Here is a 14,963-nt window from a genome sequence, read left to right as displayed (position 1 = left end):
GAAAGGATAATTACAGTGCTAAGTGAAAGCTTAGCGCTGATTAAAAAGAGACGAATACATGTATAAACAAATCCTTGTTCCTGTTGATCTTAATGACAAAGGCTTTTCTGATAAGGCAGTCGAACTGGCGGTATGGCACGCAAAACACAGCAATGCTGAAATCCACATTCTGAACGTACTACCAGGCATTCACATGTCGATGGTGGCGTCTTACTTCCCGAAAGATGCAGCGAACCAAATGAAGCTTGATGTTAAAAATCAGCTCAAAGAGTTTGCCGACAAACACATCGACGATGAAGTGGTTTACAAAGTTCATGTTGCTGAGGGTAAAACCTACGCGACGATTCTTGATTACGCAGAAAAGCTTGGCGCCGACCTTATCGTGATGCCTAGCCATAAGCGTTCAAAAATCGACAAAGTGGTACTTGGCTCGGTTGCAAGCAAAGTAGTACAGAACTCACCAATCAATGTATTGGTGGTTAAACCGCAAGGTTAAGTCATTTAATCGACACACAATCTAAAAAGGTTGGCCTACAGGCCAACCTTTTTTGTTTTGCGTTCGCACCATTTAATTCTTTAATCAACTCACTAAGTTCTGCGGATTACCCTCAACAAACCCATCAATATTATCGATTAAGATATCAGACAGTTTTTGAATCGAGCTGTCGCTGCCCCACGCCACATGTGGAGTGAGTAATAAGTTCGGTAAGTGGCTATTAGCCAATAGTGGATTTGAGTTGTCGGCTGGCTCTTGTGTAAACACATCCATACCTGCGCCTGCAATCTCATGTTTTTTCAAAGCCTCAACTAGGGCTTGTTCATCTACTAGACCTCCGCGCCCGGCATTAATTAATACCGCGCTCGATTTCATCATTGTGAGCTCTCGCTCTGAAATCAGATTTTGGGTCGCATCAGTCAATGGGCAATGTAGACTGATCGCATCCGCTTGCTTCAATACCGTATCAAAAGGTAGATACCCTTCTCGACAAGACTCTGCTCCTTTTCGCTCGGCAAACATCACCTTCATACCAATCGCTTTGGCTAACATTGCGTTGGCTTGACCTAAGCTGCCACTCCCCATCAACCCCAGTGTGCTGCCAGCCACATCTTGAATCTGATGAGTAAAGAAGCAGAACTGCTTGTCCTTTTGCCACTCGCCCGCCTCAATGTCTTTATGATAACCAACAAGGTTTCGTTTAAGTGCAAACAGCATTGCGATGACATGTTCAGGAACCGATTGAATCGCATAGCCTTGCACGTTTGTCACTGCAATGTTTTTAGATTTGCAGTATTCCACATCGACATTATTGACACCGGTCGCTGAAACCGCGATCAACTTGAGTTTTTTCGCACCAGCGAGATTCGACTCATTGAGCACTACCTTGTTAGTGATCACCACATCAGCTTCTTCAACTCGCTCTGATACTTGCTCAGGAGCTGTGAAATCATACTCTACCCATTCATGCTCAAAGCTCAGAGGCTTTAAATGAATTTGAGATGGGATAGTCGCTCTATCGAGAAACACAACATTCAGCGTTGGCATTCTTCTTCCTTGGTTAGATCTATGAATCAGTCCATTCTAAGCTTTTAGCTTACTGTAGTCTGGAAGCTCAAGCGCAATTTCAAAGTGCTGTTCGATTTGTGGGGATGCTTGAGGATAAAAGTCACAGGGAACAAAGGCTTTAAACAATTGATTATTCGCTGGATGATAAAAGCTCAGCTCACACGCATGCAAAGCCAACCTATCACTGTATTCAAATGCTTCTGATGTTGCGTAAAACTCGTCGCCTACAATTGGATTCCCTAGCGCCATGCAGTGCACGCGTAACTGATGGGAACGACCCGTAATAGGAAGTAACTTCAACAGTGTGGTTTGAGGCTCTTGTTGTTCGACGATATAACGAGTCTGAGAGGGTTTTCCATCCTCGAAGCACACTTTTTGTCTCGGTCGATTTGGCCAATCACAAATGAGTGGCAGATCAATCAAACCTTCTGCTTTTTCCAATCGGCCCCATACTCGCGCGTAATAGAGTTTGTGTGTCAGTCGATATTGAAACTGCTTCTTCAAATGACGCTCAGCTTGTTTGTGTTTAGCGAGCAGCATCAAGCCTGATGTCGACATATCCAAGCGATGCACCACCTGAATATCTGAAAAATCCACGACTAGGCGACTCCACATACTGTCGTAATGCTCTGGTAACCTCCCAGGAACTGAAAGTAAGCCAGCAGGTTTATTCACCACAAGAATATCGTCATCTTGATACACAATATCAATCCACGGTTCACGTGGTGGTGTGTACTGTTCTAACGCCATTGAAGCCTCTTAATTGCTAGTGAACAAATAATTCACGGTTGATTCGTTTATAAATAAATACAATTTTCAATATTTTCGTACATAAAAGTTGACGGCTTTACAAAACATGGTATTGATAGGGTAACAGATAATAAGAAGTCAGCATCAAAGGAAAAACGATGGACAGTACGGTTAAAACCACCAACACAAAAACACCAACCTCAGCTCCCCTATCAAGTTTAATTAAGTCTCTTGGCCCAGGCATTATGATGGCCGCAGCGGCTGTAGGTGGTTCTCACTTAGTCGCCTCAACCAAGGCGGGTGCGATTTATGGTTGGCAGCTTGCCGCTCTCATTATCCTCGTTAACGTATTTAAATATCCATTCTTCAGAGCCGGCATCCAATACACGCTAGGAACGGGTCAAAGCTTGGTGGAAGGTTACTCTAACCTAGGCCGCCCATACCTTGTGATCTTTTCGATCTTGAGTGCCATATCTGCGGTCGTGAATACCGCTGCCCTGCTATTATTCAGTGCAAGCCTACTCAGTTACTTTGTTCCTTTCGATTTAGCCACTAGCACCTTGTGCATGATCGTTTTAGCGACCTGTTTGATCATTCTGTTTGCTGGCCATTATCGTGCTCTAGATACACTATCTAAAGCGATCATGGCGATCTTAACCATCACAACCTTAGCTGCAGTCGCCATTGCTATCGGCTCTCCAGTCGAACCTGATGCTGCTTTTGTTCCACCGTCGCCTTGGTCATTGGCTGCTATTGGTTTTATCGTGGTGACCATGGGTTGGATGCCTGCGCCTATCGAAATATCAAGCATCACCTCTATGTGGCTAAAAAGCCAAAAAGAGAAGCAGGAAGTGACCGCACAATCAGCGCTGTTCGACTTTAACGTTGGCTACATTGGTACGGCGCTGCTTGCTTTAGTATTCGTTGCGTTAGGCGCGCTAGTACTTCACGGTTCGGGAGTTGAACTGTCTCGCTCCGGTGTTGGCTTTACTCATCAATTGGTCGGCATCTACGCTTCGACAATTGGTGAATGGTCTCGCCCGTTAATCGCTCTTATCGCTTTCTTCTGTATCTTTGGTAGCACCATTACCGTTATCGATGGCTACTCACGCGTGCTTGCTGAATCACAACGTCTATTATTCAAAAAAGATTCAAGCCCAAGAATGCTGCAAGGCTGGATAATCATTGTCTCTATCGCGGCACTCGCGATTGTGATGTTCTTTAGCGCAGCACTGATGCCTATGCTCGATTTCGCAATGGTACTCGCGTTTGCAACAACGCCATTCTTCGCTCTGCTTAATTTCATCTTGGTCAACAAAGCTAAGCTTCCAGAAGCGCTAGCCATTGGCAGCAAACTAAAATGGTTGTCTGTAGCAGGTCTTGTTTACCTATTTGGTTTCCTAGCGGTATTTGTTTGGTGGAAGTGGTTAATGTAACCAGCTACTTGAATTGTTAATTAAGCTACAGATACAAATAAGGCCTTCATAATGAAGGCCTTATTTCGTTGAAGCATTTCGCTAATTCAAAACTAGTTGTGAGAAACCACAATCAAGCGTAATGAATCTAGCTGAACCTGAGCTTTGCTGATGTAACCGGTCAGTTCATTGATTTGAGCTTCGATTACCTCTAGCTCTTCATCACGAATATTAGGATTCACGGCTTTAAGCGCTTGTAGACGCTCTAATTCACCGTTCAGGTTAGTCTGCATATCTCGTTGAGCTTGTTCACGCACTTCTTCCACTTTAGGAAGTACGTGCGTCTCACCCGCTTCGATTAGCTTGTGAATTTCACCTTGTACCGAGTTAACTAGCTTGCTCGCTAGGTGACGGTTTACAGGGCTTAATTGACGGTTAAAGCTGTCGAACTCAACCTGAGCTGATAAGTCATTACCACGGCCATCCATCATCAAACGAATTGGCGTCTTAGGCAAGAACTGGCTGATACCGCTGCGTTTCGGCGCTTGCGCATCCACAAGGTAAACCAGCTCAAGCAGGATAGTACCCACTGGCAGCGCTTTGTTTTTCAGTAGTGATACCGCTGATGCACCAACACCTTCACTCAGTAGCAGATCGATACCGCCCTGAATCATTGGGTGTTCCCAGCTAATGAAGTTCATGTCTTCACGAGAAAGCGCAGTATCACGATCAAACGTGATGGTTGCGCCTTCGTATGGTAAGCCTGGGTAGCTTGGCACCATCATGTGCTCAGACGGCGTTACAACCAGAGCATTCTCACCCTTGTCGTCTTGGTTCAAGCCAATCGTATCGAACAGGCTTAGTGCAAACGTTACTAGGTTAGTGTCGCCGTCAGTCGAGGCAATCTTCTCTGCAATTTCATGCGCTTTGTCGCCGCCGTTTGAGTGCATTTCTAATAGGCGATCACGGCCTTTTTCTAGATCTGATTTCAGGCTTTGATTTAGCTTGGCAGACTCTTCAATCACTTCATCAAGTTGCTCAGTGTTACCAGAAGCCAGCATCTCGATAAGAACATCTGAGTACTTATCGTAAACCGTGCGACCCGTTGGACAAGTTTCCGCAAATGCATTCAGACCTTCATCGAACCAACGCGCAAGGATCGCCTGTGATGTGCCTTTTAGGTAAGGAACATGAATGTCGATATCACGCAGCTGACCGATACGGTCCAAACGGCCAATACGTTGCTCAAGCAAGTCTGGGTTGAATGGAAGATCGAACATCACAAGTTGGTTAGCGAACTGGAAGTTACGACCTTCAGAGCCGATTTCACTACAGATAAGAACCTGAGCGCCGCCCTCTTCTTGAGCAAAGTAAGCCGCAGCTTTATCACGCTCTAGAATCGACATGCCTTCGTGAAATACGGTTGCACGCACACCTTCACGCTCACGCAGTGCTTGCTCTAATTGAAGAGCCGTACTTGCACGAGAGGCGATCACTAGGATTTTCTCGCTGCGCTTGTCTTGGATCTTTTCAATCAACCAGTTAACGCGTGAGTCGAACTGCCACCAGCTTGAATCTTCACCTTCAAACTCTTGGAAGATCTCTTCTGGATACAGCATCTTCATTGCACGAGCTTCGGGAGCCATTTTGCCACCGATCATGCCAGATACACGCATTGAGGTTGTGTACTGCGTTGGAATCTCCATCGGCAGTAGGTTTACATTACGCTTAGGGAAGCCTTTGATTGCAGCACGTGTGTTTCTGAAAAGAACACGGCCGGTACCATGGCGATCCATAAGGTTATCAATCAGTTCTTGGCGAGCTAACGCTTGCTCTTCTTCGCTGCTATCACCTTCAATCACACGGAACAGAGGCTCAACATCTTGCTCAGAAAGCAGTTCCGTAATCTGGTTCTTCGCGCTGTTTTCAAGCTTCACTCCAGAGAACAGAGCCGTTACTGCATCAGCAACCGGTGCGTATTGGTCTTCTTCTTCAACGAATGCTTCGTAATCGTAGAAGCGATCAGGATCAAGCAGACGCAGACGTGCAAAGTGGCTCTCACGACCAAGCTGTTCAGGCGTTGCTGTTAGTAGTAGCACACCAGACGTATTTTCCGCTAAGCCTTCAACCACTTGGTATTCACGGCTTGGTTTGTCTTGGCTCCACTCAAGGTGGTGCGCTTCATCGACAACCAACAAGTCCCACTCGCCTTCAAGTGCTTGCTCGTAGCGTTTACGGCTCTTACGTAGGAAGTCCAAAGAACACAGAACGTACTGCTGGGTATCAAACGGGTTGTCTGATTCAGCAAACGCTTCAATACAACGCTCTTCATCGAAGATAGAAAAATGCAGGTTGAAACGGCGCATCATCTCTACTAACCATTGGTGTTGTAGAGTTTCAGGAACCACAATCAGAATGCGTTCAGCACGGCCAGACAGCACCTGTTGGTGGATGATCATGCCCGCTTCGATGGTTTTACCTAGACCCACTTCATCAGCCAGTAAAACGCGCGGAGCGTGACGACGACCCACTTCATGAGCGATGTATAGCTGATGAGGGATCAAGCCAGCACGCATACCACACAAGCCACGCATCGGGCTCTTGTGTTGTTGGTACTGGTTGCTTAGCGCACGGTAACGCAACACAAAGTTATCCATACGGTCGATTTGACCTGCGTATAGCTTATCTTGTGGCTTGTTAAAGCGGATCTGGTTGCTTAAGAAGATTTCACGCAGAGTGACTTCTGTTTCTTGGGTATCTTCGCGAGTACCTAAGTAGGTTAGCAGCCCTTTGTCTTCGATAACTTCTTCGACAGACAGAGACCAACCTTCTTGGCATTCGATGACATCGCCTACATTAAACGTTACTCGGGTTACGGGAGCATCAGTACGTGCATAAACACGGTTTTCTTCTGACGCTGCAAACATTAGTGTCACTGTGCGAGCATCCATTGCTACAACGGTACCTAAACCTAAATCGCTCTCCGTATCGCTTATCCAGCGTTGCCCCAAAGCAAATGTCATGAATCGACTACCTCAATCTTATAGTTGGAATTTGGTCTTCTTAACTGCAGTTTTAAACAAGAACATTATCGCTCCTGAACTAAAAATATAGCCAAAAATGTCTAGTTTGCAGCCACTTTTTAAGTGCGCTCTCAATAATAAATATCTCGAGAAAATGGTGCAGAAAAAGGTCGCTAATCTTACTCGATGCTGTGATTTAGGTCACGCCTAAAGGAGATGATTTCATGCTTTTTTTCTGTTTTCGCCAGTGCAATCAAACTGTCAAAAATTCATGGTTAATCTATAGGTAGCAGATTGCTGCTCTCAAACGAATACACCATATTCACTCGTAACGATATGGTGCTGTTCCTCTAGATGAAGTTTAGGTGAGTAGTTGACTATCACCAGAATCAGATACTAATCTTTATATGAGCTTTATCTACGTTCAATGAATGCAAGGCAAGCCGCACGTCGGCAAGGAGATGCTATGGGCGAGACCAACCGGAAGCTATTTGTTTTAGACACCAATATCCTACTTCACGAACCCTTCGCTATATTTTCTTTCCAAGAGCACGATGTCGTTATCCCCATGACAGTGCTAGAAGAACTCGACAGAATCAAAGACAGTAAAAGAGACGTTGCTCGAGATGCGAGAATTGCGATTCGAACGCTCGAAGACCTGTTCAGGGAAGCCACACCAGACCAAATATCGGAAGGCATCCCTTTTTCTAAAGACATAAATGCATCTGGCAGTATTTCAATACTCGCTGACTACGAACTTCAAGAAAGCATCAAAGCCTTTGCCGATGACAAGGCGGGCGATAACCGAATCCTCAACGCTGTCCTCTATCTTCAAAATAAACGCGCACCACGCGAAGTGGTTCTCATCACCAAAGACATCAATATGCGTTTACGAGCAAAAGGCGCCGGTGTACGTTTTGTTGAAGACTATCAAACTGACCAACTGATTGATGATATCCAATACCTCACCAAAGGCTTCCAACAACTGGAAGGCTCATTTTGGGATGGTATCGATAATGTCGAGAGCAGAAGTTTAGGCGGCAAGACGCTGCACACCTTAGCAAGAGCGCCGTTCGAGCCAACCTTCCTCAACCAATATGTGATTGACGAAGAAAGTGACTTTGCCGCTCGAGTCGAGGAGATTGAGCCGGAAAGCATTACCCTGAGAGACCTCAGCCGCGAAAGATTGATGAATCGCAGAGCATGGGACATCACACCAAAGAACGTCTATCAAGGCATGGCGATTGATGCGCTGCTCGACCCTGATATTGATCTTGTGATTCTCACTGGCGCCGCAGGTAGTGGTAAGACACTGCTTGCTATGGCTGCTGCACTTGAACAAACCATTGAACGTAAGCAATTCGATAAGATCATCGTAACCCGCAACACCCCTGATATTGGTGAGTCGATAGGTTTCCTTCCGGGTACAGAGGAAGAGAAAATGTTGCCTTGGTTAGCCGCAGTGACCGATACACTGGAAGCGCTGCACAAGAACGACCACTGCACAGAAGGCTCGATGAAGTACATCTGTGACAAAGCCAATATCCAGTTCAAATCAATCAACTTCATGCGTGGCCGCTCGATTCAAAATGCCTTTGTGCTTTTGGATGAGTGTCAGAACCTCACCGCTTCACAGATAAAAACCATCATCACCCGTTGTGGTGAAGGTACTAAGATCGTCTGCTCAGGTAACTTAGCGCAGATAGATTCTTCTTACCTAACCCCTGTGACTTCAGGCTTAACCTACATGGTTGAGCGTTTTAAAAACTTCGAAGGCAGTGCCAACATCCACCTCAATGGTGTGGTGCGTAGCCGACTAGCTGAGTTTGCGGAAGAGAACATGTAGTGACTCTATACGCTCACTGAATCAGTAATCTAAAAACAAAAAGCGCCTCACATTGGAGGCGCTTTTCAATTTAATATTTTGAAGTAAGTCGGCAGAGGTTAGTCTGAATTACTCAGTACCACCAACGGTTAGCGAGTCTAGTTTCAATGTTGGTTGACCAACACCCACTGGCACACTTTGACCAGCCTTACCACACACACCCACACCACGGTCGATGCTTAGGTCGTTACCCACCATAGACACCTGCTGCATCGCTTCGATACCAGAACCGATTAGCGTCGCGCCTTTCACTGGGTGAGTGATCTTACCGTTTTCAATCATGTACGCTTCAGACGCTGAGAATACGAACTTACCTGATGTGATATCGACCTGACCGCCACCGAAGTTCGGTGCGTAGATACCTTTCTCAACCGTCGCGATGATCTCTTCCGGTGTGTGTTCGCCCGGTAGCATGTATGTATTCGTCATACGTGGCATTGGAAGATGCGCGTATGACTCACGACGACCATTACCTGTCGGTGCTACACCCATTAGACGAGCGTTCAGCTTATCTTGCATGTAACCTTTTAGGATGCCGTTTTCGATTAACGTATTGTACTGACCGTTAACACCTTCATCATCGACGTTCAATGAACCGCGTAGATCCGTTAATGTACCGTCATCGACAATCGTACATAGGCTTGAAGTTACTTGCTCACCAACTTTGCCAGAGAATACTGACGACTCTTTACGGTTGAAGTCGCCTTCTAAACCGTGGCCTACCGCTTCATGCAGCAGAACGCCCGGCCAACCAGAACCAAGAACCACAGGCATGGCACCAGCAGGCGCTGCAACCGCTTCAAGGTTAACTAATGCTTGGCGAATCGCTTCATCCGCAAATTGGTAAGCAACTTGAGTGCCTTTGTCATCACTTAAGAAGAAGTCGTAACCAAAACGGCCACCACCACCAGCGCTACCACGCTCACGACGATCACCCTTCTGTGCAAGTACGCTAATAGACAAGCGAACCAGCGGACGAATATCACCAGCGTAAGTGCCATCAGTCGCAGCAACCAGCATCTGCTCATGCACACCACTTAAACTCACCGATACTTCAGTCACCATCGGCTCTTTAGTGCGAATGTAAGCATCTAATGATTTTAGTAATTCTGTTTTCTGCTGTTTTTCCCAACTCGCAAGCGGGTTAACTGCATCATAGTAAGCTTGATTAGAGTTGCGTTTGAACGCTTGAACCTTGCCGTTTTGACCTTGTTTAGCAATACCACGAGCCGCAATTGCGCTCTGCTTAAGACCATCCAATTGGATTTGGTCAGAGTAAGCAAAACCAGTCTTTTCACCAGATACTGCACGAACGCCAACACCGCAATCGATATTGAAAGAGCCGTCTTTAATAATGCTGTCTTCTAGCACTAAAGATTCGTGCCAGCTTGACTGAAAGTAGATATCAGCATAATCAATTTGGCGGGTAGCAATACTCGCCAATGTATCTGCGATATTTTGCTCCGTAAGCCCTGTCGGGTTCAGTAGCGCTTCTTCAATTTGATTAATGCTCATAGATGGCTCTTGTTTGTAATTAAAATTGATTGGTAAATCGAGAGTGTTGCGCGATGGGCATATTTTGCCTAATGGACTCGCAACTGGATGTGTCTATCTCAACCACCATACTTTTAGGATCTTGGTCTAACTGTGCGACCACTCGTCCCCATGGATCAACCACCATTGAGTGTCCCCATGTTTCTCTTTGGCAAGGGTGTTTTCCGCCTTGACCTACCGCGACAATCCACGACTGTGTTTCAACCGCGCGGCATCTTAATAGTACTTCCCAGTGCGCTTGACCCGTTACCGCTGTAAAAGCCGCAGGCACCACAATGATTTGTGCCCCTTGCTTACGTAACTCTGAATACAAGTGTGGAAAGCGCACATCATAACAAATACTCAAACCTAAGCGACCAAAAGGCGTTTCCGCTGTCACAACTTGGTTGCCCGGAGTGAAAATATCCGACTCTCGATAGCACTTATGGGCGTCAGCGACATCCACATCAAACATGTGTAGCTTGTCGTAATGAGCAACGAGGCAACCAAAATCATCAATCACCAAGGTGGTGGTCGTCACTCCGTTAGTTGTGCTTATCGGCATACTGCCAATGACGATCCAAATTCTGTGAAGCTTTGCTAGCTCAGAGATTTTCTTTTGCAGTGGGCCATCATTAAAAGGCTCAGCACACTGGTGATAGTCGGCTTTACTGCCAAAAACTAACGCGTTTTCAGGGCAAACAACCCACTTAGCCCCCAACTCTTTGCACTTTGCAACTTCTTGAGCAAGGTACTCAAAGTTCAATTCAGGGCTGGGGCCAGATGTCATTTGAATCAACCCAACACAATCCATGTGTATCGCTCCTCCATTCATTATGATTCAGAAATCAGCATTTCACCGTATATTCGCTGACTCGGGCATAAGGTCTTTTCGGCTAATTTAAGGCCTATTCGGCTAATTTTCTCAGCTTCTCTGGCAGCTGAAACTCGCCAGAGCTACGAGAAAGTTCGCTCACCGTTGGTGAATCCAATGGTCCTTTCACCGAATAATTTACTTGGGTAAAGACTTCCACAACTGGCGAGATAACCGTGGTCACCGCCAATACGTACAGCGCCGTTTGAGGGGTTACCGCAAAGGCCGTTAATACGGGAATACCCGAGGTAATATCTGGGGTAAAGTTCACCTCAGCATCAACCTGACGCGTGTTGAGGTTAGCGATACCTTTGATTTTCATCTCACCTGCGACCGCATCCATGTTCAGATCATTGGTCAGGAAGATACCATTTTGAATCTCGCCCGTTCCGGTGATGCTGTTGAAGGCCATACCTTTATCAAACACATCTGAGAAATCGAGCTGCATCTTACGGATGATCGAATCTAGGCTAAACAGGCCAAGTAATCGAGCTGCGCCGCTCACATCCGAGATAATGCCTTTACCAAACTTGGTTTTAACGTTGCCATCAAGGGTATCCATTTTGATTCCCCAAGGCGAACCATCCCAATTTAGTTGACCTTCCAACGCGAATGGCGCTTTTTGAATCCCGGAAGTAATACCAAAGCGCTCCATGAGCTCGCTGTTGTTTTCACCTTCAACATCAACGGTTAACGATGAATGACTCTTGTCACCTTGCAGTTCCCACCAGCCACTCACATCCGCTTTGTTACCGCCGCTTCGCACCTGGATTTTGTTCCACTCGATACGATCTTCGTTCCTCGTCATTTCAACATCGACCTTACCCACCTTGTAGCCTTGCAGCCAAAAGTCGTTCAGCGTCAGGGTCAGGTTTGGCATCGCATCGTGGATCTCTCTATCCAATTTGGATATCAATGGCGCAGCTTGTTCTTTACGTTGCAGCAGTTGCTGATCTTGGTTGTTCTTATCACTCCACTCAGGAACAAACAGATGCAGACGATCCAGTGAAACTGTCAAATCATAAGGAGGCAGGTAGTTAATATCCCCTTCTAGCTCTTGGCTAGACACTTCCATTTGCCACGCCTGTTTGTTCTTACGAGCACTAAAATCGACGTCATTCCAAGAGATACCACCCAAGATCAGCTCTTTACTCTCAAAGGTAATACGGCTTGGCGCAGGTATGGTTGGCGTGTTCATTTGACTAAGTACAGCCGTTGAAGGCTTTACCGGTTCCATTACAACCGATAACCAATCATCGGCATTGAATTTGTCTGTACGAATCAGTGCGTGATGGCCCACCACCGGGCTAATTTTGTAGCCACCGCGACCAAGCACTAAGTTGGTCGCCGTTAACTCAGGCACGTCGCCTGTGATATCAATCTCAGCTTGGTACTTGGTGTTTGGCAATTGCAGGCGCGCGGTAATCGTCTCTTGGTTACCCGATGCCTGTAGCCTTGCAGAACCACTTTCTAGTGATTTTTTCGCCAATGGATATGGGTAATCACTCGCCAAGTATTTTAGGTCTGACTGTAAGTCTAGTTGGTAGGTAAAGCCGATATCATTCAGCTGGATATCAATCTGGCTTTGCCATTGCGCATGACCTGATAAGCGGCTTAACCATTGCTCACCGATGTAAGGTTCTAGAGGCTTGACGTCCCAATCACCTAACACATCAATATCAACTGCATAGCCAGGACCATCATTAAGGCCCTTAAAATCAAGCGAGATACCTTGGTTAAGCAGATCCGCAGCGAGGCCATTTGCCGTCACTACGTCATTATCAAATTCAATTCGACCCGTGGTGTTCTCGAGCACCATTGGCGGCGCTTCAATCTCAACATGGTTGCCACTTAAGTCGGCGTAACCCCATGCTCTTGCTTCTTTTTCAGAATCAAACGGAATATTCAGCTGGAACTCAGAAGAGACATCACCACTCACTTGAAGTGCGGTTAAGGCTGCGCCTACCGAGCCCACCAGTGGCGAAGACGTCATGTAATCGCGTACTGCGTTGCCAGACGCCGTCGCTTTAGCTTCAATTTCAATATGGCCGCCTTCCCCTAAATAAGGAATGCGTCCTGTGATTCGATCTGCCGTCACATCCATCAGTTGAGCTGAGCGAGAATCCAGATGCATCGCATCATTTTCAAACAACAGATCAAGCTGAAGATCAGTAATCAGTGGCCACGCGGTATCAAAGCTGAATTTCGCATCTTCTAAGCCAACCCAAACCTGGAAAATACCATCGTGGTTAGTGTATGGATATTGAGACAAATCACCATGCCACAGCAGTTTTACGGTATCCGCTTTACCGGCTTGAATCGCAGTTGAAAGGTAGTCTGTTAGATCTTGCCCAAGAGCCAGTGTAGGTAAGTAGCGCCATGTTTCACCGACATTGTAAGCGTCCGCTTCGCCGTAGAACGATAAAAACGGGCTCGCATCTTTTGGGAAGTCTAAGCGGAATGCGCCTAGTACTTGTAAATCGGGCGTGGCAGCTGTGATTTTGTCTGACCACAGCTTCCAGCCGTTTTCATCTTGCTGCCAAACAATATCAACCTGACCTTGTTTGATATTCAAAGGCGCTTGGAATACGTCACCATAAGGGAACACATCGTCAATAACATGCAGGCTAGCTTTCGCTTCCGAGGCCGAACCAAACACACTACCAGACACTTGGCTAAAGCCAGGGACGAGTTCCCACTGCTCGATAGCAAGATCAGAAAAACTGGCTGAATAACGTAAACTGTCAATTCCCGAACCCATGGAAACACGGATATCAGAAACAGAGCCGCCCGGCGCCAATACGTTAATCATTTTGGTTGATTGTTCAGAGTCAGGCAGCAGCTTAATCAACGGAGTAATAGTCGCAATATCCAGCTCAGAAATGTTGAGTTGCCATGGACCTTGATTCCACTTGAACGCTACGTCGAGTTCCGGCCAAGGTGTGTCATCCGTTCTAAGGTTTAGTGAGTGACCATTTACTTGCCAACCATCATCAGTCGGCGACAACTTAAAGACACCGGACTCAAGCATGAGGTCATGCTCGCCATCTTCGTTCCACGCCAGTTCTGAGGGTAAAACCTCAACATAAGCGCTCACTGGCTTGCTATTTCGCAGCGTAAGCCAGCTATTCAAGCTCACAGTACCCGTTTCAATGCCGGATTCCGCCTGCATATAATGCGTAAGCCATGGCTTAACAGAAATGCTGTCGGCACTGACATAAAACTCACCAGTCACATCAGTCAGTGACCCACCATCAATAAAGTTAGCACTCACTGACAGAGAGTTTAGATTGGCATCTTTGATACTCACCACACCTTCAGCAAGGTGATGTTTGTCTGAATTTTGCCATTTTAAGGTTTCTATATCGAGCTGACGTTCTTCACCCGAAACAGAGTGATAAAGAATAGAAGAATCTTTTGCAGTTACATCGACGAGTGTTTTTAGCAGTAAATTATCGAGCTCTTGTATCACTCGCTTGGAAGACTCGGGATCTGTAGGTTCGTCTTTGCCATTTTGTCCGGCAAACAGATCAATTGAGCGGATATCAAGATACATTTGATTCATGACTAGATCGGCCACAACCGGGCGCATCTGCACGAGCGATTGAATCAAGTCAAACTCGACTTCAACACGCTCAACAGAGAAGGTCACATCTTCTGCATTGGGGAGGCTAGCTTTAACGCCTTGCAGAGCAATAGAGGGGTGAGTGTTACGCCAAAAACCGCCCACATCTTGAATCGAAAAATCAAAACCGGAGTGTTGGTTTACCCAAAGCTCAATTTCAGATTGATACTTGTTTAAATTGGGCAAGGCTACACGCAGTGTAGTAACGGCAATGGCTAGCGTTACTAAGAGAGTAACCACTAACCATAAACATGCACGTAGAATCAGAGTAACGCTTGAGCTCACAAAATTTCC

Annotated in this window: 9 protein-coding genes; 3 read left to right on the top strand and 6 right to left on the bottom strand. The window is 46.3% G+C overall.

Translation table 11 applies throughout. The features are described from left to right. Positions 1-58: 58 nt before the first annotated feature. Complete coding sequence (locus ACED41_RS01830; RefSeq protein WP_004740830.1) at positions 59-496, top strand: universal stress protein; 438 nt, start codon at positions 59-61, stop codon at positions 494-496. 84 nt (positions 497-580) lie between these two features. On the opposite strand, the gene ACED41_RS01825 is transcribed toward ACED41_RS01830, so the two are convergent. Both ACED41_RS01825 and rluA read right to left on the bottom strand, forming a co-directional pair. Then, on the bottom strand, positions 581-1,543 hold the full coding sequence (locus tag ACED41_RS01825) for a D-2-hydroxyacid dehydrogenase (RefSeq protein ID WP_371724388.1): 963 nt from the start codon (positions 1,541-1,543) through the stop codon (positions 581-583). 36 nt (positions 1,544-1,579) lie between these two features. After that, complete coding sequence (rluA, locus tag ACED41_RS01820; protein WP_371724387.1) at positions 1,580-2,314, bottom strand: bifunctional tRNA pseudouridine(32) synthase/23S rRNA pseudouridine(746) synthase RluA; 735 nt, start codon at positions 2,312-2,314, stop codon at positions 1,580-1,582. Between the two features lie 158 nt (positions 2,315-2,472). Here rluA and ACED41_RS01815 point away from each other — a divergent pair, with 158 nt between their 5' ends. After that, positions 2,473-3,750 (top strand): NRAMP family divalent metal transporter, encoded by a 1,278-nt coding sequence (locus ACED41_RS01815; protein ID WP_017061369.1) that lies wholly within the window; start codon positions 2,473-2,475, stop codon positions 3,748-3,750. A 92-nt stretch (positions 3,751-3,842) separates the two neighbouring features. Here ACED41_RS01815 and rapA read toward each other — a convergent pair whose 3' ends face one another. Beyond that, positions 3,843-6,752 carry an RNA polymerase-associated protein RapA gene (gene rapA / locus ACED41_RS01810; RefSeq protein WP_017062952.1) on the bottom strand — a complete coding sequence of 970 codons (2,910 nt, stop codon included), beginning with the start codon at positions 6,750-6,752 and terminating at the stop codon, positions 3,843-3,845. A 466-nt stretch (positions 6,753-7,218) separates the two neighbouring features. Between rapA and ACED41_RS01805 the strand changes: the two genes are divergently transcribed. Further along, positions 7,219-8,598: a PhoH family protein gene (locus tag ACED41_RS01805; RefSeq protein WP_017062953.1), complete on the top strand. Its 1,380-nt coding sequence runs from the start codon at positions 7,219-7,221 to the stop codon at positions 8,596-8,598. A 108-nt stretch (positions 8,599-8,706) separates the two neighbouring features. Here ACED41_RS01805 and tldD read toward each other — a convergent pair whose 3' ends face one another. The 3 genes from tldD to ACED41_RS01790 all read right to left on the bottom strand — a co-directional run bounded on the left by tldD (position 8,707) and on the right by ACED41_RS01790 (position 14,954). Further along, complete coding sequence (gene tldD / locus ACED41_RS01800) at positions 8,707-10,152, bottom strand: metalloprotease TldD (protein WP_017061366.1); 1,446 nt, start codon at positions 10,150-10,152, stop codon at positions 8,707-8,709. Between the two features lie 19 nt (positions 10,153-10,171). Then, positions 10,172-10,984: a carbon-nitrogen hydrolase family protein gene (locus ACED41_RS01795; RefSeq protein ID WP_017061365.1), complete on the bottom strand. Its 813-nt coding sequence runs from the start codon at positions 10,982-10,984 to the stop codon at positions 10,172-10,174. 94 nt (positions 10,985-11,078) lie between these two features. Further along, positions 11,079-14,954 (bottom strand): YhdP family protein, encoded by a 3,876-nt coding sequence (locus ACED41_RS01790; RefSeq protein WP_102393505.1) that lies wholly within the window; start codon positions 14,952-14,954, stop codon positions 11,079-11,081. Positions 14,955-14,963 lie beyond the last annotated feature (9 nt).

It is taken from the genome of Vibrio sp. 1F255 (genome assembly GCF_041439145.1).
GTDB lineage: Bacteria > Pseudomonadota > Gammaproteobacteria > Enterobacterales > Vibrionaceae > Vibrio > Vibrio crassostreae_C.
Note: the sequence above shows the minus strand (reverse complement) of the source record. Positions and strands in the feature narration are given on the sequence as shown.